We start from the raw sequence: 26,858 nt of genomic DNA on the forward strand, positions 1-26,858 counted from the left end.
GTTTGTTCAGTGTCTATAAAAGTGTCTAAGGCCATAAACATAATGTCCATTTAATAAATAATGGACACTATCGGGATATTGAGAAAATAAGAAAAGTGGGGTTCAGCGGATGCTTACATTAAGCATAAAAAAGCATCTACTAAATATAATTTAGTAGATGCTTGTTATAAAATTCGACTTTCAGACCAGCACAGCATTAAAACAATGCAATACAGATTCCAGCAAAGATGATCAGCCCCACCCAACGGTTATGACGGAATGCCCAAAAGCAGAGTTGCGGATTTCTATCCCTGGTTTTTGTCCACTGATAAATAAAGTCAGCTACAACAATGAGCAAAGCCATTAATCCAAAAGGTACAAGTAAAGCCTCTCGGAACAAAGCTGCACCAATCAACAACACACTTGCTGCCTGTAATAGCGAGATGATTTCGATGTCGTATTTTCCAAATAAAATCGCTGTGGATTTCACCCCAATTTTTAAATCATATTCGCGGTCGGTAATCGCATATTGCGTATCGTAAGCCACTGTCCATGCCAAATTACCAAAATATAAAAGCCAACAGGTCAAATCGGGGGTTTGCCCGACTGCGGTATAGGCCATTGGAATCGACCATGAAAATGCAGCCCCTAAAAATACTTGCGGCAAGTTTGTATAGCGCTTCATAAAGGGATAGATAAAGGCCAAAAACAATGCCCCAAATGACCAGTAAAAGGTTTCTATCGGCAAGAAGAACAACAGGCAGGCACTGGCAGTAACAAGAAATAAAAACACCCCGATGGCTTCAATCGGCTTGATTACACCTGTGGCTAAAGGCCGATCTTTGGTTCTGGCAACAGCACCATCTACTTTACGGTCAGCAAAATCATTGATGGCACAGCCTGCTGCACGCATAAAAATCACACCCAATATCATCAGGAGCAGTACTTTTAAATCTGGCATGCCTCGGTTTGCAATCCACAATGCCCACATGGTCGGCCAAAACACCAACTCTGTGCCAATCGGCTTATCAAAACGACATAAATAGTAATACGCTGCTAAACGCTCACGCCATGTAGTTTGTTGTGCAATGTCCATGACTGTCCTTAACCAAGTTTCTGTTAAATATTTTTTTGTGAAGTATTCTGCTGAATAAACTGTTCAAATGCAGGCAAAAAAGTCTCTTGAACAATAAATTTACAACCATGCCAAGTATAGCAACTTTGCCGTGTCCAGCCATCTTCAAGCAGAATCACACGGCGCTCACAATCTGGATTGGTGCGTTGAAACAAGAACCAGCCAATTGGCTTTTTGCCAATATGCTGGAAGATACGTGCACGAGATTGCAAACTTAAAATTGGAAAGATACTTTTCGCTTTCACCCAAGGCTGATCCTTACAGCCGTATAAATAACTTTCACGCACCCATGAGGTATGCTGATGCGGCATGTTCATCCACTGGCTGTCTGCAAAGCTTAAACGCAAAAAATGCTCTTGGATCGGCTGTACTTTAAACGCTCCATCCGCTAAATCTGTCAGTTGCTGCGTGAGTGAACCCGATGCATACAACCATTCACGTAATTCAGCAGGAATCTGTTTATCCTGTCGTTTACATGCTCGCTTGTTTTGCATAAGTCCCCGGCTCATTTAGGTTGATTGATTTTAATCTCATATATACATCATGTTAGCAATAGCCAATATTAACTCAGCCATGACTCTTCCCCATCATATCCAATCAAATGCAATTAACAATTATCTGTTTTGGCAATCACTTCAAATTTTCCCTGCGGTGTTTTCACTAGAATCAAGCCTTCAGCACTTAAATAAAAACTTTTAGGATAGTCAAACTCCAAAGCCATTTCAGGATTTTTCAGTGCCACAAATTCAGCTTGTTTATAACCTTCCACAGTGCGTCCCACTTCTACATAGGTCACGGCAGAAAAGTTCATTTTAAAACCTTGCTCATGATCTTTAGGATCAATCCATGGATAAAAACTGGTGTGTTTTTTACGTTGTGCCATAGTATTTACAATAAGGAGTTTCAAAAACAATGATACAAAAAAACCCGCTACATGAGCGGGTTTTTAAAGCTTAAATTCTGAAAAGAATTAAAGGCTGTAATACATATCAAATTCAACTGGGTGAGTAGTTGTGTTCAGACGACGTACTTCTTCAGTTTTAAGTTCGATATAGGCATCAAGCATTTCTTTAGTGAACACGCCACCTTTTAACAAGTAGTCGTGATCAGCAGCAAGTGCTTCAAGTGCCATATCTAGGCTATGCGCCACTGTAGGGATTTTTGCTTCTTCTTCAGGAGGAAGATCATACAAGTTCTTGTCAGCAGCTTCACCTGGGTGGATCTTGTTTTGGATACCGTCAAGACCAGCCATCAACAATGCCGCAAAACCTAAGTACGGGTTCATCATTGGATCTGGGAAACGTGCTTCAATACGCTTGCCTTTAGGGCTAGAAACGTAAGGAATACGGATAGAAGCAGAACGGTTACGTGCTGAGTAAGCAAGCATGATCGGCGCTTCATAATGCGGAACTAAACGCTTGTACGAGTTTGTAGAAGGGTTTGTGATTGCATTCAATGAACGAGCATGCTTAATTACACCACCGATGAAGTAAAGCGCCATTTCTGACAAGCCTGCATATTCATCACCAGCAAACAAGTTCTTGCCATCTTTAGAGATCGACATGTGAACGTGCATACCAGAACCGTTATCGCCAACCATTGGTTTAGGCATAAAGGTTGCAGTTTTAGCATATTGATGCGCAACGTTCCAAACAGCATATTTAAACTGTTGAACTTCGTCCGCTTTACGAACCATCGTGTTGAAGCTCACACCAATTTCTAACTGGCAAGATGCAACTTCGTGGTGATGTACTTCTACACGACCAGGGCCCATGATGTCTTCGATTTTTGCACACATTTCTGCACGCATGTCATGTGAAGAATCTACAGGAGGAACTGGGAAGTAACCGCCTTTAACACGTGGACGGTGACCAGAGTTACCACCTTCGTAGTCTTTGTTTGTTGACCATGCAGCTTCTTCAGCGATCAATGTATGGCGCGCGCCAGACATATCGATTTCCCATTTCACTTCGTCAAATACGAAGAATTCTGGTTCTGGACCAAAGAATGCAGTATCACCGATACCAGTAGATTTCAAATATTCTTCTGCACGGCGAGCAATTGAACGTGGGTCACGGTCGTAACCTTGACCAGTTGAAGGCTCGATCACGTCACAAGTTACAACAACTGTTGCTTCAGCAAAGAACGGGTCAAGGAAGCATGTTGCAGCATCTGGACGTAAAATCATGTCAGATGCTTCGATGCCTTTCCAACCGCCAATTGAAGAACCATCAAACATTTTACCGTCTTCAAATGTATCTTCGTCAATCGTATCTGCTGGGTAAGTTACGTGTTGCTCTTTACCCTTAGTATCAGTAAAGCGAAAATCGACCCATTTTGCGCCACTTTCTTGGATGAGTTGAAGGACCTTGTTCGCCATGCTCATTGTGCTCCGATGATTTTTTGTTGCACCTGTTAAGTGCGTGTTAGTAGTTGGCAGTTATAAAGCAAATCCCGTACCAACTTTAAAAAACAAAGATAAAATATTGAATTCTTTATCAGAATAGAAGATTTAGATACTTTAGTTTGACGCTATTATACTGTGTGCAAATGTAAATGCACCATATTCAAACACTCTTAATTACTTTTGCTTAAAAAGCCACTTTCAGTGTATCAAAATGGTGCGAGTTTATTTTTAAAAGTTGTAAATGAGCCTTGTTTTCATCTGTTGGCTTCACTTTCCTTTTCATCAGATTAAAATATATACTTAAAAATCAATTTCCATCCATATCTATGATTTAATTACTTAATATTTCAACTATTTAATTTTACCCCCTTGTATAAATTTAAATTTAGAATGAGATTATCTTATTATTTTTTCACGATTTTATATTCAAGACAGTTTGACTCGTAGATTTTTTCAGCATTTGAATAAAGAAAGGTTGTGCGCCATTTTGGGGATTAAGGTTGGATCACATTTCCTTCTATGCATGCTCCTTTATTAAGTTCAGCTTCAACTAATCAAATTTTCACCCCAATAAAACTTACTTATAGTTAGCCTGTTACTTAAATTCAATTTCATCGCCTCATTCATTGCTTTGAAATCGAAATAAAACCTCCATATTCTTTAAAGAGGGTTTCAATAGTTGAAATAAACAGCGATGAATTTCATTCAAGACAAAATGTAAATAAATCAGCTTATTCTTATCCTGTGATTCCTCTAAAATCATTATCATAGAAATAGTTCAGCCGAAAATGCTTATTTTTTGCTATGATTATTCGCACTCCGTTTTTTATCCGTTTCAATAAACTTTATTGATATAAGTTTGCGCATTGAAACTGGAAAAAATGTGAGTATTCCTGGACTATTCGAGCACATATAAGTGCGTAAATTTCAATAGGTTAGCTCATGCTTTTAATGATCGACAACTATGACTCCTTTACCTATAACATCGTTCAATATTTTGGCGAGTTAAATCAAGACGTAAAAGTAGTCCGTAATGATGCCGTGACATTGGAAGATATCGAGCGATGGCAACCCAAATATCTGGTGATTGGTCCTGGCCCGTGTTCACCAAGTGAAGCCGGAATTTCAATTCCAGCGATTCAGCATTTTGCCGGCAAAATTCCATTGCTTGGCGTGTGTTTAGGACATCAAGCCATTGGACAAGCTTTTGGTGGCGATATTATTCGCGCAAAGAACGTCATGCACGGTCGTTTGTCCGATATGTATCACAGCAACAAAGGCATTTTCAGCAACCTGCCTTCTCCATTTTCGGCAACACGCTATCATTCACTGGTGATTGATCAGGCGACTGTGCCGGATTGTTTGGAAGTGACCTGCTGGACCAATGAAGCCGATGGCAGTATGGAAGAAATCATGGGTGTCAAACATAAGACATTAGCCGTCGAAGGCGTGCAGTTCCACCCTGAATCTATTTTGAGCCAGCATGGTCATCAAATCTTCCAGAACTTTCTCGAAATTTATGCATAAAGAGCGTAACGAAAATAATGAACATTCAACAAGCTTTAAATAATATTACCAAACAGATTCACCTGACCCAGCCGCAAATGGAAGCTGTGATGCGCAGTATCATGTCCGGTGAAGCAACCGATGCTCAGATCGGTGCGCTGATGATGGGCTTACGCTTGAAAGGCGAAAGCATTGACGAAATTACCGCAGCTGCTCGCGTGATGCGTGAATTTGCGATCAAAATTGATGTCAGCGATATTCCACATTTAGTTGATATCGTCGGTACGGGAGGTGACGGTCAAAACCTGTTTAATGTATCTACTGCCTCTGCCTTTGTGATTGCAGCTGCGGGTGCAACCATTGCTAAACACGGTAACCGTGGTGTTTCAACCAAATCAGGTTCATCGGACTTGCTTGAGCAAGCAGGCATTAATCTTGATTTAAACATGCAACAAACTGAACGCTGTATTCGTGAAATGGGCGTAGGTTTCTTGTTTGCACCGAATCATCATCAAGCGATGAAGTATGCAGCGGGTCCACGTAAAGAATTGGGCTTCCGCAGTATTTTTAACCTGCTTGGTCCACTCACCAACCCTGCTGGCGTGAAGCGTTTTGTGATTGGTGTATTCAGCAATGAATTGTGCCGCCCAATTGCAGAAGTCATGAAACAGCTTGGTGCTGAGCATGTCATGGTGGTTCATTCCAAAGATGGTTTGGATGAAATCAGCCTTGCATCATCAACCTATGTTGCTGAACTCAAAGATGGTGAAATCACCGAATGGATGATTAACCCTGAAGATGTCGACATTGAATCACAGACTTTAACCGGTTTGATTGTTGAAGATTCCGCTGAAAGTTTGGCTTTAATTAAAGATGCTCTAGGCAAGAAAAAATCGGCAAAAGGTGAAAAAGCGGCCAACATGATTGCACTCAATGCAGGTGCAGGCATTTATGTCTCCGGCTTAACCACAAGCTATAAACAAGGTGTGGCACTGGCACATGACATTATTTATGGCGGACAAGCTTTAGAAAAAATGAGCGTTTTGTCTGAATTCACAAAAACCCTCAAAGAATATGAAGCTTAAGGCTAGATAGGAATTATTGTCATGCTAGATATCGCAAATACCATTTTAGGTAAAATTGTTGACCGTAAACAGGTAGAATTTACTGCACGTTTAAAACAACATAGCTATAAAGATGTAGAAGAACTGGCGCAGGCAGCAACACCAGTGCGTGGTTTTGCTCAGTCTTTATTATCTAAACGCCCAGGCGTAATTGCTGAAATTAAAAAAGCATCACCGTCTAAAGGCGTGATTCGTGAAAACTTTAATCCGGCTGAAATTGCCCAGCAATATGAACAAGCGGGTGCAGCCTGTTTATCGGTATTGACTGATGTGGATTTTTTCCAAGGTGCCGATGAAAATATCGCCATTGCACGTTCACATTGTGCTCTTCCGGCACTACGCAAAGATTTCTTGATTGATCCCTATGGTGTCATTGAAGCACGTGCCTTGCATGCGGACTGTATTCTTCTGATTGTGGCCTGTCTGTCTGACCAGCAACTGGAAGAAATGTCTAAAACTGCCTTTGAACACAATCTAGATGTTTTGGTTGAAGTGCATGATGAAGCTGAGCTTGAACGTGCACTGAGACTTTCAGAGCGTTGTCTGTTAGGCGTGAATAACCGTAATTTAAAAACCTTTGATGTCGATTTAAATACATCACTACGTTTGAAAAAATTACTTGAGCCTTCACGTTTACTGGTGACTGAAAGTGGTATTGCTACCCCAAATGATGTCCACATGATGCAACAGCATGACATTCATGCCTTCCTTGTGGGTGAAAGTTTTATGAAACAGCCTCGTCCAGATCATGCATTCACCGCATTATTTGGTCAGCCTGAAACGGTTTGATGAATAATTAAGATTATGAGTAAACATGATTCTTCGCTTTCGAAAGATCAGTACAACTTGCTGAAATCTTTTAAAAAGCAGATGACCAATCCGCATTCAACTGCGATTGCCAAGCAACCTGAGCCTAAAGCTCAGGCCCAGCAAGAACAGGAAGATGATTTCGATTTGTTCCAAAAGTCGATGCAAGGTGTCAAAAAAATGGACACCAGTAATATTGCAAAGATTGAAAAGGACAAAAAGAAAAAAATGGATGCACGAACTTTAGCGAAACGTGCTTCAGCCACTGGCCCAATGCAAATAGACAATGCAGAGCTTTCTGATACCCAAGCCATGCTGAATCCTGTAGCCAGTCAAGCCACATTAAGCTATCGCATTGCCACTTTACAGCACAAGGTTTTTGAAGATTTAAAAGCCGGCAATTTGCGCTGGTTTGAGGCCGTTGACCTGCATGGCTGTACGGTTGAAGATGCACGCGTCGCCGTTTTACAGATCATTCAAATGGCCAAAGATGAAAATCAAAATGTCATTAAGATTGTGCATGGTAAAGGTCCTGAAGCCATTTTAAAAACTTATGTCAATGGCTGGCTTCGTCAGCACCGTGATGTTTTAGCATTTGTCAGTGCGCCTGAAAAACAAGGGGGCACGGGTGCAGTTTTAGTCCTGCTAAAACGAAGCGAAAAAAACCCTAAATTTAAACAGTAATCGGAATTTTTCCCCAAAACAGGGCATTGTAGCGGTTTTCTGCTACAATGCCGTCCTTGTTCGATATCAGTGTAAGTGAACACGTCTTATGTCTATGCAGCAATCCTACGCCAACATTTTAACTGCCGTTGGTGAAGATCTTAATCGTCCTGGTCTTAAAGATACGCCAATGCGTGCTGCTAAAGCTTTTTCGTATTTAACGTCTGGATATAGCAAAACTTTGGAAGAAGTGACCAATAATGCGGTCTTCCCTTCTGACAATCGTGAAATGGTTTTAGTCAAGAATATTGAATTCTATTCTTTATGCGAACACCATTTATTGCCTTTTTACGGTCGTGTGCATATTGCTTATTTACCGGAAGGCAATGTCTTAGGTTTATCCAAATTTGCCCGCATTACTGAAATGTTTGCGCGCCGTTTACAGATTCAGGAAAACCTGACTCAACAAATTGCTGAAGCTGTGGCTGAAGTGACCAAAGCACGCGGTGTTGCAGTGATGATTGATTCTGCACATATGTGCATGATGATGCGCGGTGTAGGCAAGCAGGAATCCACCACGCGTACGGTTTCTTTTGTCGGTGATTTTAAAACCAATAAAGAAGAACGTCGTGAATTTTTAAGTGCTTTACCTGAAAATTACTAAATTTGAAAGATTCAAAAAAGCCCCGATTGTTCGGGGCTTTTTTATATATGCTTTAACTTTTTGCATTTATGCAACTTTTAACTTTAAGGATCAATCATGTCATCTATTTGGTTAGCAGGTCACGGTTTAACGCAGAGTGAAATAACAATTGATTATCCCCGTCCCGATCGTCTGGTTACAGGCAACCCTAAACGTATAACCCAAAGTTTATATGAGCATCCCAATATGAACTGTGGCATCTGGACCTGTGAAGTGGGTGCATGGAATATTCAATTTGCGGACAACAAACAGGAATTCTTTCAAGTGATTGAAGGCCTGGTACGCTTGTATGATGCCAACACGCAGAATTTTGTCGAAATTAAAGCGGGTGAAGCTGGCATTATCCCGCCCGGCTTTACTGGAAAATTTGAAGTCGTTGAAGCCGTTAGAAAATATTTTGTCGTAGTGGAAGCCTAAAAACTGTCGCTACAGGTTTTTCTTTTATGTTTTTATAAAAATTTTAAAGCAGTAGCAAACTCACAAGCTCAGTACATGTCATTACTTGAACCATTCTCTCCCCGCTCGCCATCTGTCTTAGATGAATGAGCGAAAAAATTTATCCGCTTTTCTTAGACTATTTACAACAGAATAATTTTGTCTGTGCTGATATGGTACGCATTTTTTACAAATGGGATGAAAATCAAAGCCCATCCCGAATATGTAGTGCAAAAACAAAAAATCCAAGACTGGATGAAGCAGTCTAATATTTAATGTTTTGTTAGAGTTGTACAGACTCTGGTGTGTTAGCAACAACAGCAACCTGTAACTCGTTTTGAGCCAAATAGACACGATTTCGACCGCTATTTTTGGCTGCATACAGTGCTGTATCTGCTGTATCCAGGAATTTTTGATAATCTGGATGACCATCATAAAGTGCACATCCGATACTGACTGTAAAATTAAAACTACTTCCCATGGTGGTGCGAATAGTGGTTTCCTGAATGCGTCTACGAATATTTTCTGCAATTTCTTGCGCTCTGCCTAGATCACTATCCACCAGCAGCAATAAAAACTCTTCCCCACCCACACGGAAGGCATAATCACTGCCCTGAACTGATTCCAGCAACACTTCACCAATAAACTGTAAAGCCAAGTCACCGGCTGCATGTCCAAATTTATCATTAATTCTTTTAAAGAAGTCCGCATCAATCGCCAGCAATGACAATGGAGTATTGTTTTTACGGGAAAAATTAATTTCACGCGAAACAATGGTATTTAAATAACGGCGATTGAGCAGTTGAGTGAGGGAATCGCTGCCCGAGTCGATATAGTCAGCCACCTGAAAAAGCTGATCGACTAGATGCTGGATCTCTCTATTATTTTCACGAATATCCTGAATCAACTGAATGGCTTTATCTTTTTCGATCGCATTTAAAACCTGCTGACTCAGCAGATCAATCTGGTAAATACGATCAATAATGACTGAAACCTGCTCAGAACCGGTAAATGCATAAGCGGCTTTATGGATAAACCATAAGCCAAATTCAGATTTTGACAGCAACGGATGAGTAAATTTCAGCTCATCTGAGAACACCTTAAACATCAGCTCATTTTCCCAGTTTAATAATGAGCTGCGCTGCTTGTCCTTTTGTGAAGCTACATCTTGCATGGCAGAAAATAAACGATAGGTATGTTTTATATCATTATTCTTTTCCAGGTTGAATTCATAAGACCGACACATGATTTCAGAAGCAAAGCCCATGATTTGGACAATGTAACTGCAAACAGTGATCATATCCTGTTGTTGATTTTGAGCCACCAGTTCAAATACTTTGCGTTCAATCTCACATATGCCGCGCATGATTAACCACGATGGAATGCCCACACGTGCATGCACGTGACCCACCTTGTGCTGTTTTTGCACAGCTTCGCTATAGCGTTTATTGATGCCGACACTAAAGCTCTCAAGCAGCCAAGCATTCAGTGTGTTGAGCAAGCGTTGTTGAATCAAATCATCTGAGAAAAATTCCGCAGACTCTTTCTCGACCAGCATTTTTTTATAAAATTCTTCAACCAAAACCAGCGAGTGATCTTGTATAAACTGAAAGGCATGCAATAAATCATCTGATGAATAATTCTGACATATATGTTCCCATTGCTCAGCCAGCATGGCCATACATTCATTATTCATACAATTGATTCCAAGCGCTTTTTAAAAGGGAGATAATACGTTATTAATATAACAAATAATGATAAAAATTACTTTGTGAACGCATAATTATTTTATATAAATAATGAGGAAAAACGTGCATTTATTAGAGATTTTGCTCTAAAAAAATCGCACATATCCCACACTGGTTTTCATCCAGTCTTTGCTGTCTTGTTGTTGATATTGCCAATTGAAACGAATTGCATTCTGAGGATTCAATACATATTGCAGTTGAGTATTTAACCGCAATTGCCATTGCTGTGAATCTTGCCAATACGGCAATTCCACTTGAATTAAAGAATTAATTTTATCTGACCAAATATTCTGACAGCCCAGGGTAGGGCCCATTCCGAAACGCCAACCCTGATCAAATGCCTTGCCGGCTTGAATATGATTTTGCAGTTGCGCATAACATAAATTTTCACGCGCTTGATCGGCATAGCTATAGCCCATTTGCACTTTTAAATTGGCTACGCCATGTTGCTCGTATTCACTAAATTGTCCACCCTGCTCTAATGCTTCTTGCTGCCATCCCAAATTAAAACCCCAACTCAGTGGTGTTTTAAACGGCGTAATCGGGTTATAGGAATTCACCGAAAGAAAGTCGAAATGATTCAGCTTTAACTTATCTTCACGATATTGAATTGAACCCTCCCAAAACAATAACTGGGTACCCGTTCGGAAGCCCCCTTGCGGATCAATCAGGTCGTGATAAGCCTGACGGTGTCCCAGCTCGATAAATTTTTCACCTTGTACTTCGCCCATATTGACCGAAAAATGACGTGCATCATGCGCTTGCGTTGGGTCTACTTTCGGCCGTACAGGTTCTTGACGCTGTTTTTCCAAATCAATTTGACTGCGCAAACTCAATAATTGGCGTAAGCGTGGCTGTGCAAAACTCGGTTCAACTTTATGTCCAATAAACTGAAGATATAAGTCGTCATAGGCCATTTCTAAAATTTTGGCGCGATCTCCTCCCTGATCCTGTTCTAAAATCGTAGGCATGTCTTTTATTTCAGCAAAAGCGAGCTGATGTGCCACCTTGGCTAAAATTTTACCATGCTGTCTTACTTGTGATAATAACTGTGTTTCTAAAGCAGGACGATAAACCGTATCTTTAACCAAGCCTTGCTGCTCAATGGCTTTAATAGTTTCCACAGGGATTGATGCCACTTTAAATTGTTGTTTTAAATTAAGTGCTGGACGAACCAGATCAATCAAACCCAATAGACGATAAGCACAGTTATCACTGACGAAATAATAGGGAAAAGTCACATGTTTCATTTCCCAAATATGTTCGACTAAAAATCGGGTTTCGTCGGGACTTAAGTTAAGTTCATATTCCCACAAATCACGGCTTTCCAAGTCACCATATTCCTTCACCTTACGGTAATACGGCATTAAAGAATATTCACCGGGATACTGCCCAGTTAAGCCATTCCAGACAAAAGACCAACCTTCGCCACTCGTCACCGTTGCTGCATAATTAACCGCATACGAAACTAAATTGAGTTGCTTTTGATCTTTCGGATCTAAACGCAATAAGGTATGCCCAAACATCGAACTTGGATTACCCATAAAGTCGGTCGCGTAAATCAGCGTCGCTTTATAGGGTTTAATTTGTCCAATCCAATCATCCAGTTCTGGGCAAGTCACGGTAGGTAATTGCTGTTCTTGAATATGCAGTTGCTGCATCAGCCAATGACTACGTGCAGGAAAGCGACAACGTACCGACTGATTCGGTTCTGCGAATTGGAATAGCGCTTGGATATTGGCGTGTAACTCTTGCTTTAAATCTTTCTTCCCATCATTTGATAAAAAATAGCCTGAATAATTAACTTCACTTTGATCTTTTTCATTGGCATACATTAACCTTTGCCAAGTGATATCTTGGTCTAGTTTTTGCTGTTCCGCACGTTCTATATAAGGTTGAGCAGTTTGAGAGCGAGTTGCTGAATAGGCAACAGATGAGAACATTAAAATAAAAACTAACGCAATTGGTTTCATTCAAATCTTTTATTTATCATTTATTCAATCAGAAAAACCCTGTCAAAATGACAGGGTTTTGTGCTCAACCATTATACGTATGCTTTAAGCACTTCATCTTTAGCCATAACTGATTGTAAAGATGCAAGAACTTGTAAAGAGTCTTGATTTTCTGCTGAATAAATTTCAGCGAAGTTTTGTTTAGATACCGCAAAGAAACGGGCTTTATCTTGAGATTTAATGTTGAGAAGTTCAGCAAGTACATTTAAGCTTTCACCCTGACCTACCGCCATGTCACGCGCTAAAGCTTCAGCATTTTCATTGGTAAACGTCACCGCCTGAGCAGTTACCGTGCCTGTGCCTCTACAGCCTAAGGTTCCAAAAGTGATACCGAATAACTGGTTCGCAAAAAGAACATTGTTTGTAGTTGCAGCAAATAACTTAGGCAATTTTCCTGACTGACCTGCCCAGACTTGAGAACCGACACCACAACCGGCATCACGGTCAGCAAAGGCTGCAGTTGAACCTACTGCAAGTAGTGCAGCTAAAGCTAATTTTTTTAACATGGTTATTCTCCAGAGAGTTTTATCCAAGTATTTTAATTTATTCAGATTGTGTAAATTTTATTACACCTCTGTAAGATAACGGCATCTTTCTGATAACGCAAAACAATTTACACTAAAGATATCGATTACCAATCAAGCAATTGAAATTATTTATTTTTTAGCTGCCAAACACCTTGTTCACTACGATTTCCCAGTATTTTTAACACCAAAACCAGACTCAAAAGTAGCAATAAATACCAAGAACCCAACTTGCCCCACCCCACCATATGCCAGGCATTAACCTGACTCGGGTATAACCAAATTTTGTAAAAAGTACTGATATTTTCCGCAATCCAAATGATAAATGCTAGAACCATGAGTACGGGTAACATAGGGAGTTGTATCTGATGTTGCTGTAGCTGAAAGCGAATTTTGGTTTTCCAGAAAATAATGACGCTCCATGTAAAGAGCAAATAGCGAATATCTGGAACAAAAAATTTGCTCATAAAATTAAGATATGAAAGTCCTGCCAAAGCCATCATGTTAAGAAAATTGGGCAGCTTCTCAAACGACACCTGATACAGCCTTAATGAGCGAGCAAAAAAGCTGCCTACTGCTGAATACATAAATCCTGCAAACAAAGGTACAGTCAATATTCTAAATACTGCAGGCTGTGGATACTGCCATGAAGCAATTTGCGGGTGAGTCAGAAAAATTTCCATGACCATCGCCATAATATGGAACAAGGCAATGACTTTAGCTTCTGGCCATGATTCCAGTTTTAAATACAGCAAGCAAACTTGAATAATTAAGGCATAAAAAAACAAGTAGTCATAACGAAAAAAACCGTAAAACTCATGGCTTCCCATGGATGCTGTGAATACAAAAGCAATCAGGAGTAAAATCCCAAATAAGGCAGCCGAAGCTGCCTTAAATGAGAACTCAAAACATGACTTAAAAAGACTGATCAAGGTTGAATCCTAAAAATGAGTTTACTCACACGTACTTAAAGATATTTGGCGCTATATTCATGCACGGTATCAATAAATACTTTAGGATTCGCAGGATCGACCCATTGAGTAATACCATGACCCAAGTTGGCGATATAACCGGTTTTTTCACCACCCGCATAAGCATCGTCAAGCATGGCTTTGGTTGCTTTTTCAATGGATGCTGGTGTGCCATATAAAGTGGCTGGATCCAGGTTACCTTGCAACGCAGCACGACCATTGACTGTTTGACGTGCCACATTCAATGGTGTGGTCCAATCCAGACCTAAGGCGTCTGCACCCGTTGCCAGCATCGGCTCGATCCACTGACCGCCACCTTTGGTAAATAAAATCACCGGCACTTGACGACCTTCATTTTCACGTTTTAAACCTGCAACAATTTTCTGCATGTAGTTCAATGAAAATTCGATATATTCACGGTGTCCAAGTGCTCCACCCCAACTGTCAAAAATCTGTATCGCTTGTGCACCGGCATCAATTTGCGCATTTAAATAATCAATCACGGTGATAGCCAATCGATCAAGCAAGGCATGTAATACTTCGGGTTGGGCATACATCATATTTTTGGTGTAACGGAAATCCTTACTTGATCCGCCTTCAACCATATAGGTTGCAAGCGTCCAGGGACTGCCCGAAAAACCAATCAAGGGAACTTGCCCACCCAAGGCTGAACGAATGGTGGTTACAGCATTCATCACATAATCTAAATCAGATTTGGCATTGAAGTTTGGTAAATTCGCTACATCTTGTTCAGTACGAATGGTTTTATGGAACTTCGGACCTTCACCCGCTTCAAAATACAGACCTAGCCCCAAAGCATCCGGCACAGTTAAAATATCTGAAAACAGAATGGCTGCATCCAGGTCATAACGACGCAAAGGTTGCAAAGTGACTTCACATGCAAAATCATTATTTTTGCACAAGGAAAGGAAATCACCTGCTTTGGCACGTGTTTCGCGATATTCAGGCAAATAACGCCCGGCTTGACGCATCATCCAAACTGGTGTGGTATCTACTGGCTCACGCAATAAGGCACGTAGAAAACGATCGTTTTTTAGAGTCGTCATTTACTTTCCCATCTCATTTTTTAATCTTCGAACCATCATAACAAAAAGCCCGAAAATTTAGTAACTTCTGTCGCATCTAAAAAGCAATCACGGGAAATGTAAAATAATTTTTACACAAAACAAATACTGCATCTCCTCATTTTTTCTGCAATACTTGTGTAGTTTTATCAAATTGTTAATGAATAATTTTTAAGGTTGAATTACATGTTCGTTCGCACATTGCTCGCTATGAGTTTAAGTTGCATTTTGGCGGGTACAGCGTTTGCCGCTTCTACTGCTGAACAGCCTTTAAATCCCCAAAAGATTGCTGATACTGCAGTTCAAGATCCGATTGATCCACTTGCAACCGAGCCAGCATCAAGCGCTCAAAGCACTGAAACCCATATTACACAACAAGAACAGCGAGACTTGAATAAGGCGTCGCAATCCTTAGAAGATCTTAAAGAAACTGAAGATGATACTGCTGCAATCGGTGTTGCACCAACAACAAAAACACCAACGACCACAACCAGTTCTAGTGCTGCTGCAGCCAAAGCATCATGGACCTTGAATGGCCTGAATAATGCCGAATGGTATGAAAATATTGGGAAAGGTCAGTTTCCTGTTTATGCTCGTGCCCATGTGATGTTAAATAATGCCCATGCTTCACCAGGCGCGATTGATGGTTCAAGTGGTAAAAACACCCTGAAAGCGATTGCGTCATTCCAGCAAATCAATGGCATTAAACCGACAGGTATTTTAACCCAAGAAACCTGGGAGGCTTTAATTGCTAAACAAGGTTCTAAACCTGCATTTATTGAATACACCATTACCGATGCTGACCTGAAAGGTCCTTATGCTGCATCTATTCCACACGATTATGCCTTACAGGCCAAAATGAAAGGCTTGTATTACACTCGTGTAACGGAAATGCTGGGTGAAAAGTTCCATATGGATGAAGACTTTTTGAAAAAGTTAAATCCTAAAGTAACTTTCAAAAAAGCCGGTGAGAAAATCATTGTTGCCAATATCCGTAACGAAGTACCGGAAGATATTCACCTGATCGTTGCGCATAAAGGTGCCAAACAACTTTACCTATTTAACAGCCGTAATCAAATGATTGGTTCATTCCCTGCGACCATTGGTAGCTCGGACACGCCATCCCCAACCGGGACTTATAAAGTGACTGGCGTAGCCCCAAATCCTTGGTATAGCTATTCACCAAGTAACTTTCTGCAAGGGAACAACACTAAACCACTTTCTTTACCACCCGGTCCAAATGCTCCGGTCGGCAACATCTGGATTGGTTTAAGTAAAAAATCATTTGGTATTCACGGTACACCAAACCCATCTGCCATTTCTAAAACTGCCTCACATGGTTGTATCCGTTTAACCAACTGGGATGCCAACGACTTGGGTAAAAAAGTGAAATCTGGTGTGACCGTTAAATTCCTAGAATAATCAAAATATTGATGATTGAAGAGCCTGCATTTATGTGGGTTTTTTTTTACAAAAAATAAAATGCCATTTATTTTAAAATTACTCATAATGTGATCTATTTTACATTTTATGAATATTGACAATAAAAAAATCACCGTCGCATAAATAGAATGATATGTTGCTTTTATACTATTTTTATCATTTTTATAGCAAGGTATTATCATTCTAATTTTAAATAATAAGGAGCATCAAAGATGAATGCTTTTTTACATCATGCTGAAAATCGAGGTCATGTTCAAGCCGGCTGGTTAGACACCAAACATAGCTTTTCTTTTGGTAGCTGGTATAACCCCAAATATATGGGCGTCAGTGTACTTCGCGTCATTAATGATGACACCATCGCTGCGCATAATGGTTTTGGTACACATCCCCATGAAAACATGGAAATCTTAACCTGTGTACTTGATGGCACGATTTCACATAAAGATAGCATGGGTAATGAACGGCATATTAGTGCAGGTGAATGGCAACTCATGAGCGCAGGTACAGGGGTTCAACATAGTGAAATGAACAATGGCGATATTCCTGTTCATATGTTGCAAATTTGGATTCACCCTGATGTGCAAGATGCAGAACCCACTTATCAGCAAATTCAGTGTAATCCGCGTAACCAACCGAATCAGTGGCATTTAATTGCTGGACCAAATGACAATGCGCCTATGCATATTCGCCAACAAGCCGAAGTAAAAACTGCGGTCTTGGAAAAAGATCACCTGCTTCCTGTTGAAGCCACCCAGCAAGTCAATTATGTACATGTCATTTCAGGGGCAATCCAGATTGAAGACCAAATTGTGAAAGCTGGCGATGCGCTACTTTTTACAGAAAATAATGAAATTAAAGCCTTGGAAGACAGTCAATTTATCTGGTTTGATTTACCGCAGGTTAAAAATTAATACTGTGTATTGATAAATCTCGACTTGAGATGATTATTGCAAAATAGTCATCTCAACGTAGATTCAGAAAGTGAATATCAAAAAATAAAATGAACAGTTTATTCACGCTGAAATCAGCATTATATTTTCTTGCATCCATATCTACAAAAAATAAAAATTAAACCAATAAGCAGCATATCTTTACTCAAAAAAACCGTTTTTTAGAGGAATATCCTCTTATCTATTTTTAAATCACCAGATCTAAGCTTGCTTTAATTAATAAAGGCCGCTCGGTCATTGCTTCGCAAATGCTTAAATCAGGTCAAAAGACTTTAAATTTATTTTTAATAATCAGAAGAGAAAATCCATATGAATCAGATTTTAGATGCTCAAACAAGCCAACAACAGGCTTTGCTTTTTTTATTGGATTTTTTAAAACAACGAGACTATCGTTTTACGGTAATAACCCCGCTTTCTCATCAACGGATTCTGAACCGAAACAAGAACACAAAAAGTAATGATATTACCCTTCGGGATATATTCGGCAGGAATTTAGCCTTTGCAGAAAAGGATCTCGAACCTGAACTTTTTGCAATTTTAAAAGAAAATCAGCTCCTCCATTTCGAGGCCGTGCAATGGTTTAGCAATGTCCGAGTAGCCTCACTAGATGACGAATTGTTTATCCATTCAAGTTTCCCCACCATTCAACATGACGCGGTTTTTTTTGGACCAGATACTTATCGCTTTGTTTATCATTTAAAACAATATTTGGCAGGTAAAGTTCAGTCATTCAAACGAGGTTTAGAATTGTGCTGCGGCACTTCAGCTGCCGCGATTAGCATTGCCAAACATTATCCAAACTTTAATGAAATAGTGGTGGCTGATCTTAATCCGAAAGCCTTGTTGTATAGTCAAATTAATGCGACTTTTACAAATTTAGACAATATCTTTCCAGTCTATAGCAATTTATTTGCAAATATTGATGGACAGTTTGACCTTATTTTTGCCAATCCTCCCTATTTAATAGACGCAGATCAGCGGCAATATCGTCATGGTGGTAATGAGCTGGATGGCAATGAATTGTCATTCAATATTGTAAAAGAAGGACTTCCAAGGCTGAATCCTCAAGGTTGTCTGTTTTTATATACTGGGGTGGCTATCCGGCCAGACGGTAATCCTTTTTTAGAACAACTTGAAAAGTTGATGGAGTCTGAATCAAACGTAAACTGGTCTTGCGAAGAAATTGATCCAGATGTTTTTGGAGAAGAATTGGATCAGCCTGCTTATCAGCATATTGAACGGATTGCTTTGGTTTTGGTGAAGTTGGAAATGATGCATTAAAAATTATTGGGATGAAGACTCAGTAAACATTGAACTTAATTTTAACTTCTATATCCAATTTAGCCAGAACTGTTTATTAAAAATAAAAACATAAAGCTCATAAGGAAGCCGAAGCTTCCCATGAACTAATGATATTTTTATCTATATCATGATAGATTAATTCTGATTAAAACCATGTTTAATCAAAAATTCTTGCGAATGCTTAACCAGTACTGATGGTCATCACGATCGTCTAGCTGACCTGGCGTATTGCCAATTGGGAATGCAACTTCGGCATTTGCTTGGACATTCCATACATTAAACCAATTTAAACCTAAACCGGCACTGCTCAGTTGTACAGTATTGGAACCGGTTAATCCTGTCCATTTTTCCGCATTCAGCGTCACTTCCGCAGTATCGATAAACACTTTTCCGCCAATTTGCTGTTGGGCATTGGTAAACAGCTTTTGTCTTAATTCTGCTGTCGCATAATATCCCGTTGACCCGGCAAACTGGCTTGATTCATAACCACGTACATTGAATGGACCGCCACCCAGATATTGTTCTGCACTGTCCAGATTGTAAGGACTATATTGACCATAAACACCCAAATAGCCCTGAGTCCCTTTTGTACCAAGATTCTGCAAACGTGACAGGTTCAGGCTTACAGTATAATAGTCACCAGCCGTCTGGGCAGTTTGTGCATCTAAAGCAGCAGCATCAGCATTTTTAAAGTTCACCCGACCATAAGTTAACGACGTTCCATACTGGGTTAGTCCGCCTCCAAACAGTTGATCGTATTGTGAACCGTCTAGGCGTAGAGTGACATTATCCAGATCGCGATGCTTTTGGTCTTGATTCAGTTTAATGTCATCTTCAAGCTGTTTATGGTCATATTGAAGGGTGAATAAAACTTCAGCCGTATTGGTCAACAATGCAGGCTGGCTGATAAACACGCTGGTTTGAGCCGCATTACCTTCCGCCCCAATGGTTTTAAGTTCTTTACCAAGCTCATAATCAAGATATGAATAACTAGCCCCTGCCCGAGTTCCCATACCTGTAAAAGTAAAGGCATAGCCAACTCGACCATAATTCATACGCTCACCTGCAGTCATCAGATCCAGACTCAGTTCATCACCTAATCCGGCAAGGTTGTATGCAGAAACGCCTGCAGTACCACGGACATGACTGGTATATTTGTTGCCAAAGTTATCTGCACCCAAATAACCACTCAACATCGGCGCATTTTGCAGTTCGATATTCAGCTGGCTACTTCCTACTGCTTCACCCGGGGTAAGAACATTTCGTGTAGTTACACCATCTAAGCGATTAAGCAACTTAAGCTGTTGTTGCATTTCATTGCTGTTGATATGCTCCCCTTGTTTAAGAGGTGCAACCGTTTGTTCAACCAACCAGTTTTGAGTACGGCTTTGATTGTTGATCACGGTTTTATCGTAATAGGCTTCAAGGATATTAATGCGTACCACACCTTGACTTAAGTTCTGTTGAGGTAGATAGGCACGACTATATTCATAACCATGTTGTTGGTAGTACTGAGTGATTCTTTGTGTCACAGCCCAAAGCTGATTGAGACTCAGCTCCTTACCTTCTGCATCAGCGACCAGTCGATGCAGTTGTTCAGAACTAAAACGGCTATTTCCCGAAATTTCGATTTTTTGTACAGGAATTTGTACCTGGGTTCCACTTGGTTCCGTAACAGCAGATGAACTTTCAACATCAACCGCAGGCTGAGGGGCAAGAGGCTGACCCTGTTGCTGCTGTTGTAACAGTTGCCCTGCATTCGGTGCAGGAGCGGCCTGACTGCTTGTTGACCATAACGTTAAACATGTACCCATTGATAATGCTAATAAATTCAGTTGTAGTTTCATCAATTAGTACTCCCCTGTTAATGCCTGAATGCCAGAGGTATTGACCCCACCTTGGCGTACATCTAAATCTACTGTATTTAATGCATTATTGGTTTCGGGTAAGTAGCGTGGACGTCTCAATTGGATTGCCTGTAAATAATTAGCTGGTGTTAACATATTGATATCTGCTGTGGTCAATGCTGTTGTATCAACAAGATTGTAGTTTTGCGCATCTGCACCACCTAAGCTTAGGCCTGTAATCGACACAGTTTTCGCTTGCCCTGTTGTTGCAGTGTCAAACTGTCCGGTTGCTGTTGCTACGCTTAAATCATCCCCTGCATACATGCCATTAAATTGAGCATCGTTGCTATTTAAGCTGGCAGCTGTCAAGCCGTTATAAGCACGGTTATCGGCCGTAATTCCGGTGATGTTGTTGATATTAGCTTTACTGATGTCTGCCGTGGTTTGTGCCGTGCTGTTAACCAATTCATAGTTATGTGCATCTGCACCATTTAAGCTTAAACTTGTAGCTGTTACGGTTTTACCATTGGCCACGTTTTTATCGCTAAAGTTCGCTGTACCGCTGACAGTTAAATCATCACTCCCCAAACGGTTATCGCCATAAGTAACAACGGCTGATGTGCCTGCATCATAGACCTTGTTCTGTGCTGTAATCGTGGCAGTTAAAGTCGCAGGCGTGATATTTGCTATATTGGTTGCTGTAGTCGAAGCTAATAGATAGTTCTCTGCATCCGCACCGCCCAAACTCAAGCCTGAAATATTGACGGTTTTGTCAGTGCCTGCATTTTTATCGCTAAAACTTCCTGTGGAGCTGGCAACAGTTAAGTTATCTCCAGCAATCATACCTGCAAAGTCTGCTGACCCAATATTTAAAGTTGCATCTGTTGTGCCATCATAGGTCTTGTTATTTGCAGTAATGCCAGTAATTGCATTAATTACTGCTTTATTGATTATTAAATTTATAGTATTACCAATTAAATCATAACCTTGCTGTCCAGAATAATAGCTTAAATTATAAGTACCAACATTTTTTGAATTGCTTAATGAACTATAAATCTTACTTGAATCAAGTCCAGTAAATATAGAAGTATTCAAACCTTGCACTTGACCATTATAAGTCGAAATCTGGTCTGCAGGATTAATTGTTGTCTGGGTTAAAAAACTTCTTAACAACGGCGCTGTTTGTCCATCATAAATACGCCAGATTTTGCCAGTACCCCCTATTCCGTCTATATCCCAACCTGCATTTTTAAATGTATTTAGGTCTTGCATTTGAGCGGTGGTTAAACCTAATACACCTGTCGATGTTCCTACACCAACCCCCTTAGTTAAACCAGTGGTTTCAATATTCCAAAAACTATTACTAATATTTAAATTGCTCAAACTTGATGAATTCGAACTCCCTCCTACGAGTGAACCAATATCATTATTTCCATTTAGCTTACCAATAGAATAAGAATTATTGATATTAATTTGGTTGTTATTCCAACTGTCACCTAAAATTCCACCAACTCTTCTATTACCATTTTCAATAGTACCTGCAAAATATGAATTATTGATCGTAGTATTTGAATTCGATCCACCTATCAATCCACCCATTGAATTAGCTATACTATTTCCATTAATTAAAGCAGTTGAATAGGAATTTGATAATTCTGAATTTCCATATTCAAATGCACCTAATATCCCCCCAATAATATCTGAGGTTGTAAAGATTTTCCCTGTTGTATAGCTATTGATAATACTACTATTATTACTTAGATAACCTGCTAAAGCCCCTGTAATACGTCCCCCAATAATATCAGAATTCGACAAACCCACATTTAAAATTTTTACATTAGAACCCCGTCCAATTAAACCAGTTCCTGATAATGCAGGTCTATTAATCGTTAAACCATTTACTGCATGATTTAATCCATCAAACACGCCAGTAAAAGCTGCTGAAGAACTACCTATTGGATTAAACCCAGCACCACTATTCCAGTTCACTGTATCTGAAGCATCAATATCTGCACCCAGTACATAATTTCCTGTGAGATTACCATTCATGCCCTGTAAGTCTTTACCCGTCATCGAACCTGAAGCACCTACAGTTGTAATCACTGTATAGTCTTTTGCAATCTCACTTCCTTTTTTTGTACTGAAGTTATTTCCAGCTTGTAGATTAAGTTTCGAACCATTGTTTAAATAATAATTTGCATCGGTATTCGTCGTGGTCTGCCCATATTGCAAATGTAATTTACCATTGGCGCCATTTGCTGAAATGTTGGCGTTAATGTGAATGTCATTATCTGCTCTCAGCGTCAGTGCCTGATTACTTGACCAAGTAATTGCAGAATTGACATGAATATCCCCTTTGTCGGTGCCTGTCCCATTGGCTCCCCAGCTATTTGTCGCACTGTTCGCAGTGGTCACAGTCACATCACCACTATTCAATGCCGTTTGTATGGCTGTGGCTTTAGCACCATCAATCGTAATATCTACTGGATCAATCAACCATAAACCTGACTTCGCTGTATCAGATGCAGTTGAAACCTGTGTATTTGCATCAATTTCCACATGGGCTGCACTGGTTTCAATAAAACCACCATCTGCACCATTTTTACCTTCAGCTTTTAATGTTCCACCAACATGAGTTTCACCTACAGCCATATCACCCAATAGAATGATTTCACCTTTGGCATTCTGGCTGACACGATTGGCTTCAAGTAATCCTGTGTGATTCACCACAGCTTTACTGAGTTGATCTTTAGCTTTGGCAGTTAAGTAAATCGCACCATTTTCAGCGATAATTGCACCATCATTGTCTACTAAACCTTTCAGTACCCCTTCATTCACTTGATACTGTGTCAGTGAACCATCCTGTAAAGCTAAAGTTACTTGACTTGCAGAAGTTAAATGCGTTGTTCCGTTAGGTGTGACGATGCTTCCTATATTTTTTACATTTGGTGCAATCAGGGCAACTGTACCGCCATTCGCGGTATGGATCGTGCCGTGGTTTTCAATACTTGCCGTATTGTTTGGATCACCTTTTAAAGTGAATTTACCATTTTGAATATCTGCATCAGTTAAATTAAGTGTAGACGCAACTAAACCACCGATATTCACCTGTGCAGTTTTGGAAAAAACCACACCATTGGGATTAAGTAAGAACACCTGACCATTGGCATTTAAACGTCCCATTATTTGCGATGCGTTACTATCCAGCACATGATTAATCGCTGTTGAGGACTGGTTCGGTTGGTTGAAATTAACCGTGGCATTCTGACCAATATTAAAGCTATTCCAGTTAGTGCTCAGGTTTTGACTGTTTTGATCAATATTTAAAGTATTGCCTGCTTGTGAAAATTGAGCAGAACCTGAATTAATTTGTGCGCCTGTCGGGAGTTCATTATTTACAATTGCTGCATGAATGGAGAGTGGAAATAAAGAAAAACTAAACAACAAGACTGAACTAAACAGCTTCCCTAAACCACCCTTCGAGGAATCATTTTCAGCTGAAGTAACAGAAGTTTTCGAGCTACTATTATGATTTTTTGCCAGTTCGGAAACTGCTTGCCAACACCCCAGTTGCGTGTTCCAAATCACCCTATAAATTTTATTCATGACAACCCCAAGAAAAGCATACAAAAAATGATGAAATATTAAGCATTAATATCATATTATTTTCGTGATTCATATCACTAAAAACAGGGATTTAAAAACTTTTATCATTATTTATCATGAAATATTCTTAGTTATTTATATAAAGATATTCTAAACATAATCAAATTTTACTGAAGGAAATAAATGTTATTTTTATATTTATTTAACATCATGGTTATTATTTTACTTATTTTAAAATTCAATGTAAAAAAAGCCCCTGTTTTCACAGGGGCTTTTGAATTTGGCGGAAGCGGTGAGATTCGAACTCACGGAGGACTCACACCCTCGTCGGTTTTCAAGACCGGTGCATTAAACCGCTCTGCCACGCTTCCATGTGCGCCATAATACGGATCTTTTTAAAAACTGACAAGTAAAAATTACAACTAAACTATTCAAATGAATATTGTTTCACCAAATCAACTCAAAAAATTATAATTTGGCTGCTAATTCAGCACCTTCACGGATCGCGCGCTTGGCATCCAGCTCTGCTGCCAGTTTTGCACCACCAATAATATGGTAATTCGCCAAGGTAAATTCATCTTCCTTTGGCATGATGTCTTTGACTGACTCCTGTCCTGCGCACACGACTACAGTATCTACACGTAACAGTTGATCGTGTCCATTGGTTTCAATCCATAAGCCTTCATTGGTAATAGACTTATATTGCACACCACGTAGCATTTTTACGGCATGCTTTTTCAATTGGGCACGATGTACCCAACCAGTGGTCTTGCCCAATCCAATACCCAACGGCGTGGTTTTACGTTGCAACAAATAAATCTCGCGTACCGGATGATCCACCTCAGCAGCTTGCAAACCACCTTCAGAGATATAATTCGGATTTGGGTCAATACCCCACTCCCTTTGCCAGTCTGCTAATGGTTGCGGTTGAGGCTGATGTTCTGGTTTTAATAAAAACTCGGATACATCAAAACCAATACCACCGGCACCAATGACAGCAACTTTATGACCTACAGATGCCCCACGCAATACTTCTGCATACGACAAAACTTGTGGTACATCACTGCCTTCAATTGTTAAAGCACGCGGAACAACCCCAGTCGCAACCACGACTTCATCAAAGCCTTCACGTTCCAGTTGTTCACGGTTGACTCTGGTATTTAGGCGCAGTTCCACCCCCGTCCTTTCAATTTGAACTTTAAAATAACGGATGGTTTCGTGGAATTCTTCTTTACCCGGAACGACTTTGGCTAAATTGAATTGCCCACCGACCTCAGTTGCGGCTTCAAATAAGGTGACCTTATGACCACGACTTGCCGCTACTGTTGCAGCAGACATTCCTGCCACACCAGCACCAATAACAGCAATCTTTTTAGGTGCTTTAGTTTTTAAGTAAACCAGTTCAGTTTCATAAGCAGCCCGAGGATTGACCAAACAGGTTGCACGTTTGTTTTTAAAAGTATGATCTAAACAGGCTTGGTTACAGGCAATACAGGTATTAATTTCATCAACCCGATTGGTTGCGGTTTTACTGACCCAGAACGCATCTGCCAACAAGGGGCGTGCCATTTGCACCATATCCGCTTTTCCAGCGGCTAAAATGGCTTCGGCAGTTTCCGGCATGTTAATACGGTTGGATGCAATCACAGGAATAGAGACATGTTTTTTCACTTCTGCGGTATAGTCTGCAAATGCTGCACGAGGTACCGAAGTGACAATGGTCGGAATACGGGCTTCATGCCAGCCAATCCCAGTATTGAGCAATGTTACCCCTGCTTCTTCCAGTGCTTTTGCAACGGTAATGACTTCACCCATGGTATTGCCATCATGCACCAGATCAAGCATCGACAAGCGGAAACAGATAATAAATTTTTCACCGACTTTTTCACGAATGGCTTTAACAATTTCAATTGCAAAACGCATGCGGTTTTCAATATCACCGCCCCAACGGTCATCGCGTTGATTGACATGACGGCTTAGAAACTGATTCAGCAAATAGCCTTCTGAACCCATGATTTCCACGCCATCATAGCCTGCTTTTTTGGCAATGCTGGCAGTATGTGCATAATCCTCAATGGTATCGAGAATCTGCTTTTCACTCATTTGACGCGGCTTAAACGGTGAAATAGGCGATTTGATAGGACTGGCAGAAACCACAAAAGGTTGATAGCCATAACGACCAGAATGCAGAATTTGCATCAAAATTTTTGCGCCATGCTTATGCACAGCATGAGTGACTAAACGATGCGGTGCCACATCACCCAAGTTGTTCATGGTACCGCCAGCCGGCAGTAACCAGCCCTGACGGTTCGGAGAAATTCCCCCGGTGATAATCAGACCCACACCACCTTTTGCACGCTCCCCAAAATATGCCGCCAGTTTAGGATAGTTATAAAAACGATCTTCTAGACCTGTATGCATAGAACCCATCACGACACGGTTTTTAATGGTCGTAAAGCCTAAATGCAGCGGTTTTAAAATATTTGCATAGCTTGTTGTCATGATGAATCCTTAATTTATTGGCTTTGCAACTTGTTGCATCCTACTTTACCTATTTTTAGCATTTTGTTTATGACATCTTTTCAACATTGTCTGACGAAACAGTCAATTC

At 40.3% G+C, this 26,858-nt stretch carries 21 protein-coding genes and 1 tRNA gene; 9 read left to right on the top strand and 13 right to left on the bottom strand.

Translation table 11 applies throughout. From position 1 onward, the window contains the following. Nucleotides 1–196: 196 nt before the first annotated feature. The 4 genes from ubiA to glnA form a co-directional block, all read right to left on the bottom strand. Nucleotides 197–1,075, bottom strand: a complete 879-nt coding sequence (ubiA, locus tag HLH18_RS09110; RefSeq protein ID WP_171546567.1) for a 4-hydroxybenzoate octaprenyltransferase — start codon at nucleotides 1,073–1,075, stop codon at nucleotides 197–199. 23 nt (nucleotides 1,076–1,098) lie between these two features. Then, nucleotides 1,099–1,608: a chorismate--pyruvate lyase family protein gene (locus HLH18_RS09115; RefSeq protein WP_171546568.1), complete on the bottom strand. Its 510-nt coding sequence runs from the start codon at nucleotides 1,606–1,608 to the stop codon at nucleotides 1,099–1,101. A 113-nt stretch (nucleotides 1,609–1,721) separates the two neighbouring features. Further along, nucleotides 1,722–1,997, bottom strand: a complete 276-nt coding sequence (locus HLH18_RS09120) for a hypothetical protein (protein ID WP_171546569.1) — start codon at nucleotides 1,995–1,997, stop codon at nucleotides 1,722–1,724. 87 nt (nucleotides 1,998–2,084) lie between these two features. Continuing rightward, complete coding sequence (glnA, locus tag HLH18_RS09125; RefSeq protein ID WP_171458762.1) at nucleotides 2,085–3,500, bottom strand: type I glutamate--ammonia ligase; 1,416 nt, start codon at nucleotides 3,498–3,500, stop codon at nucleotides 2,085–2,087. A gap of 963 nt (nucleotides 3,501–4,463) precedes the next feature. On the opposite strand from glnA, the gene HLH18_RS09130 reads away from it, so the two are divergent. The 6 genes from HLH18_RS09130 (at nucleotide 4,464) to HLH18_RS09155 (ending at nucleotide 8,741) form a co-directional block, all read left to right on the top strand. Next, nucleotides 4,464–5,048 carry an anthranilate synthase component II gene (locus HLH18_RS09130; protein ID WP_131286538.1) on the top strand — a complete coding sequence of 195 codons (585 nt, stop codon included), beginning with the start codon at nucleotides 4,464–4,466 and terminating at the stop codon, nucleotides 5,046–5,048. 17 nt (nucleotides 5,049–5,065) lie between these two features. Further along, the gene (trpD, locus tag HLH18_RS09135) at nucleotides 5,066–6,112 is read left to right on the top strand and encodes an anthranilate phosphoribosyltransferase (RefSeq protein WP_171546570.1); all 1,047 of its coding nucleotides are present in this window, start codon (nucleotides 5,066–5,068) and stop codon (nucleotides 6,110–6,112) included. 21 nt (nucleotides 6,113–6,133) lie between these two features. Continuing rightward, nucleotides 6,134–6,940 (top strand): indole-3-glycerol phosphate synthase TrpC, encoded by an 807-nt coding sequence (gene trpC, locus HLH18_RS09140; RefSeq protein WP_171546571.1) that lies wholly within the window; start codon nucleotides 6,134–6,136, stop codon nucleotides 6,938–6,940. A gap of 15 nt (nucleotides 6,941–6,955) precedes the next feature. Next, nucleotides 6,956–7,642: a Smr/MutS family protein gene (locus HLH18_RS09145; protein WP_171546572.1), complete on the top strand. Its 687-nt coding sequence runs from the start codon at nucleotides 6,956–6,958 to the stop codon at nucleotides 7,640–7,642. Nucleotides 7,643–7,736: 94 nt separating this feature from the next. After that, the gene (gene folE, locus HLH18_RS09150) at nucleotides 7,737–8,285 is read left to right on the top strand and encodes a GTP cyclohydrolase I FolE (protein WP_171546617.1); all 549 of its coding nucleotides are present in this window, start codon (nucleotides 7,737–7,739) and stop codon (nucleotides 8,283–8,285) included. A 96-nt stretch (nucleotides 8,286–8,381) separates the two neighbouring features. Beyond that, nucleotides 8,382–8,741, top strand: a complete 360-nt coding sequence (locus HLH18_RS09155) for a cupin domain-containing protein (RefSeq protein ID WP_171546573.1) — start codon at nucleotides 8,382–8,384, stop codon at nucleotides 8,739–8,741. A 301-nt stretch (nucleotides 8,742–9,042) separates the two neighbouring features. Here HLH18_RS09155 and HLH18_RS09160 read toward each other — a convergent pair whose 3' ends face one another. From HLH18_RS09160 to hemE, 5 genes are all read right to left on the bottom strand, one after another. After that, entirely contained in the window at nucleotides 9,043–10,455 is a 1,413-nt protein-coding gene (locus HLH18_RS09160; RefSeq protein WP_171546574.1) for a diguanylate cyclase, read from the bottom strand. A 138-nt stretch (nucleotides 10,456–10,593) separates the two neighbouring features. Continuing rightward, on the bottom strand, nucleotides 10,594–12,480 hold the full coding sequence (locus HLH18_RS09165; protein WP_171546575.1) for an Lnb N-terminal periplasmic domain-containing protein: 1,887 nt from the start codon (nucleotides 12,478–12,480) through the stop codon (nucleotides 10,594–10,596). Nucleotides 12,481–12,551: 71 nt separating this feature from the next. Further along, entirely contained in the window at nucleotides 12,552–13,025 is a 474-nt protein-coding gene (locus HLH18_RS09170; protein ID WP_171546576.1) for a DUF3015 family protein, read from the bottom strand. A gap of 146 nt (nucleotides 13,026–13,171) precedes the next feature. Continuing rightward, a complete protein-coding gene (locus HLH18_RS09175; RefSeq protein ID WP_350642922.1) occupies nucleotides 13,172–13,972 on the bottom strand; it encodes a DUF817 family protein in 801 nt (266 codons plus the stop codon). A gap of 38 nt (nucleotides 13,973–14,010) precedes the next feature. Next, on the bottom strand, nucleotides 14,011–15,081 hold the full coding sequence (gene hemE / locus HLH18_RS09180; protein ID WP_171546578.1) for a uroporphyrinogen decarboxylase: 1,071 nt from the start codon (nucleotides 15,079–15,081) through the stop codon (nucleotides 14,011–14,013). A 204-nt stretch (nucleotides 15,082–15,285) separates the two neighbouring features. Between hemE and HLH18_RS09185 the strand changes: the two genes are divergently transcribed. From HLH18_RS09185 to HLH18_RS09195, 3 genes are all read left to right on the top strand, one after another. Next, a complete protein-coding gene (locus HLH18_RS09185; protein WP_171546579.1) occupies nucleotides 15,286–16,521 on the top strand; it encodes a L,D-transpeptidase family protein in 1,236 nt (411 codons plus the stop codon). 233 nt (nucleotides 16,522–16,754) lie between these two features. Then, nucleotides 16,755–17,453: a pirin family protein gene (locus HLH18_RS09190; RefSeq protein WP_171546580.1), complete on the top strand. Its 699-nt coding sequence runs from the start codon at nucleotides 16,755–16,757 to the stop codon at nucleotides 17,451–17,453. Nucleotides 17,454–17,801: 348 nt separating this feature from the next. Beyond that, nucleotides 17,802–18,773: a methyltransferase gene (locus tag HLH18_RS09195; RefSeq protein WP_171546581.1), complete on the top strand. Its 972-nt coding sequence runs from the start codon at nucleotides 17,802–17,804 to the stop codon at nucleotides 18,771–18,773. Between the two features lie 182 nt (nucleotides 18,774–18,955). On the opposite strand, the gene HLH18_RS09200 is transcribed toward HLH18_RS09195, so the two are convergent. The 4 genes from HLH18_RS09200 to HLH18_RS09215 form a co-directional block, all read right to left on the bottom strand. Beyond that, nucleotides 18,956–20,641: a ShlB/FhaC/HecB family hemolysin secretion/activation protein gene (locus HLH18_RS09200; protein ID WP_171546582.1), complete on the bottom strand. Its 1,686-nt coding sequence runs from the start codon at nucleotides 20,639–20,641 to the stop codon at nucleotides 18,956–18,958. Nucleotides 20,642–20,644: 3 nt separating this feature from the next. Further along, entirely contained in the window at nucleotides 20,645–24,247 is a 3,603-nt protein-coding gene (locus HLH18_RS09205) for a YDG domain-containing protein (RefSeq protein WP_171546583.1), read from the bottom strand. Nucleotides 24,248–24,528: 281 nt separating this feature from the next. Beyond that, nucleotides 24,529–24,618, bottom strand: a tRNA-Ser gene (locus HLH18_RS09210). A gap of 97 nt (nucleotides 24,619–24,715) precedes the next feature. Further along, nucleotides 24,716–26,749, bottom strand: a complete 2,034-nt coding sequence (locus HLH18_RS09215) for an NADPH-dependent 2,4-dienoyl-CoA reductase (RefSeq protein WP_171546584.1) — start codon at nucleotides 26,747–26,749, stop codon at nucleotides 24,716–24,718. Nucleotides 26,750–26,858: the final 109 nt, after the last annotated feature.

Source organism: Acinetobacter sp. ANC 5414 (genome assembly GCF_013004295.1).
In the GTDB taxonomy this organism is placed as follows: Bacteria; Pseudomonadota; Gammaproteobacteria; order Pseudomonadales; family Moraxellaceae; genus Acinetobacter.

What these genes read in the sequence shown, in the direction of transcription:
- ubiA (WP_171546567.1), bottom strand. Translation starts at nt 1,075, where the DNA reads ATGGACATTGCACAACAAACTACATGGCGTGAGCGTTTAGCAGCGTAT.
- HLH18_RS09115 (WP_171546568.1), bottom strand. Translation starts at nt 1,608, where the DNA reads ATGCAAAACAAGCGAGCATGTAAACGACAGGATAAACAGATTCCTGCT.
- HLH18_RS09120 (WP_171546569.1), bottom strand. Translation starts at nt 1,997, where the DNA reads ATGGCACAACGTAAAAAACACACCAGTTTTTATCCATGGATTGATCCT.
- glnA (WP_171458762.1), bottom strand. Translation starts at nt 3,500, where the DNA reads ATGAGCATGGCGAACAAGGTCCTTCAACTCATCCAAGAAAGTGGCGCA.
- HLH18_RS09130 (WP_131286538.1), top strand. Translation starts at nt 4,464, where the DNA reads ATGCTTTTAATGATCGACAACTATGACTCCTTTACCTATAACATCGTT.
- trpD (WP_171546570.1), top strand. Translation starts at nt 5,066, where the DNA reads ATGAACATTCAACAAGCTTTAAATAATATTACCAAACAGATTCACCTG.
- trpC (WP_171546571.1), top strand. Translation starts at nt 6,134, where the DNA reads ATGCTAGATATCGCAAATACCATTTTAGGTAAAATTGTTGACCGTAAA.
- HLH18_RS09145 (WP_171546572.1), top strand. Translation starts at nt 6,956, where the DNA reads ATGAGTAAACATGATTCTTCGCTTTCGAAAGATCAGTACAACTTGCTG.
- folE (WP_171546617.1), top strand. Translation starts at nt 7,737, where the DNA reads ATGCAGCAATCCTACGCCAACATTTTAACTGCCGTTGGTGAAGATCTT.
- HLH18_RS09155 (WP_171546573.1), top strand. Translation starts at nt 8,382, where the DNA reads ATGTCATCTATTTGGTTAGCAGGTCACGGTTTAACGCAGAGTGAAATA.
- HLH18_RS09160 (WP_171546574.1), bottom strand. Translation starts at nt 10,455, where the DNA reads ATGAATAATGAATGTATGGCCATGCTGGCTGAGCAATGGGAACATATA.
- HLH18_RS09165 (WP_171546575.1), bottom strand. Translation starts at nt 12,480, where the DNA reads ATGAAACCAATTGCGTTAGTTTTTATTTTAATGTTCTCATCTGTTGCC.
- HLH18_RS09170 (WP_171546576.1), bottom strand. Translation starts at nt 13,025, where the DNA reads ATGTTAAAAAAATTAGCTTTAGCTGCACTACTTGCAGTAGGTTCAACT.
- hemE (WP_171546578.1), bottom strand. Translation starts at nt 15,081, where the DNA reads ATGACGACTCTAAAAAACGATCGTTTTCTACGTGCCTTATTGCGTGAG.
- HLH18_RS09185 (WP_171546579.1), top strand. Translation starts at nt 15,286, where the DNA reads ATGTTCGTTCGCACATTGCTCGCTATGAGTTTAAGTTGCATTTTGGCG.
- HLH18_RS09190 (WP_171546580.1), top strand. Translation starts at nt 16,755, where the DNA reads ATGAATGCTTTTTTACATCATGCTGAAAATCGAGGTCATGTTCAAGCC.
- HLH18_RS09195 (WP_171546581.1), top strand. Translation starts at nt 17,802, where the DNA reads ATGAATCAGATTTTAGATGCTCAAACAAGCCAACAACAGGCTTTGCTT.
- HLH18_RS09200 (WP_171546582.1), bottom strand. Translation starts at nt 20,641, where the DNA reads ATGAAACTACAACTGAATTTATTAGCATTATCAATGGGTACATGTTTA.
- HLH18_RS09205 (WP_171546583.1), bottom strand. Translation starts at nt 24,247, where the DNA reads ATGAATAAAATTTATAGGGTGATTTGGAACACGCAACTGGGGTGTTGG.
- HLH18_RS09215 (WP_171546584.1), bottom strand. Translation starts at nt 26,749, where the DNA reads ATGACAACAAGCTATGCAAATATTTTAAAACCGCTGCATTTAGGCTTT.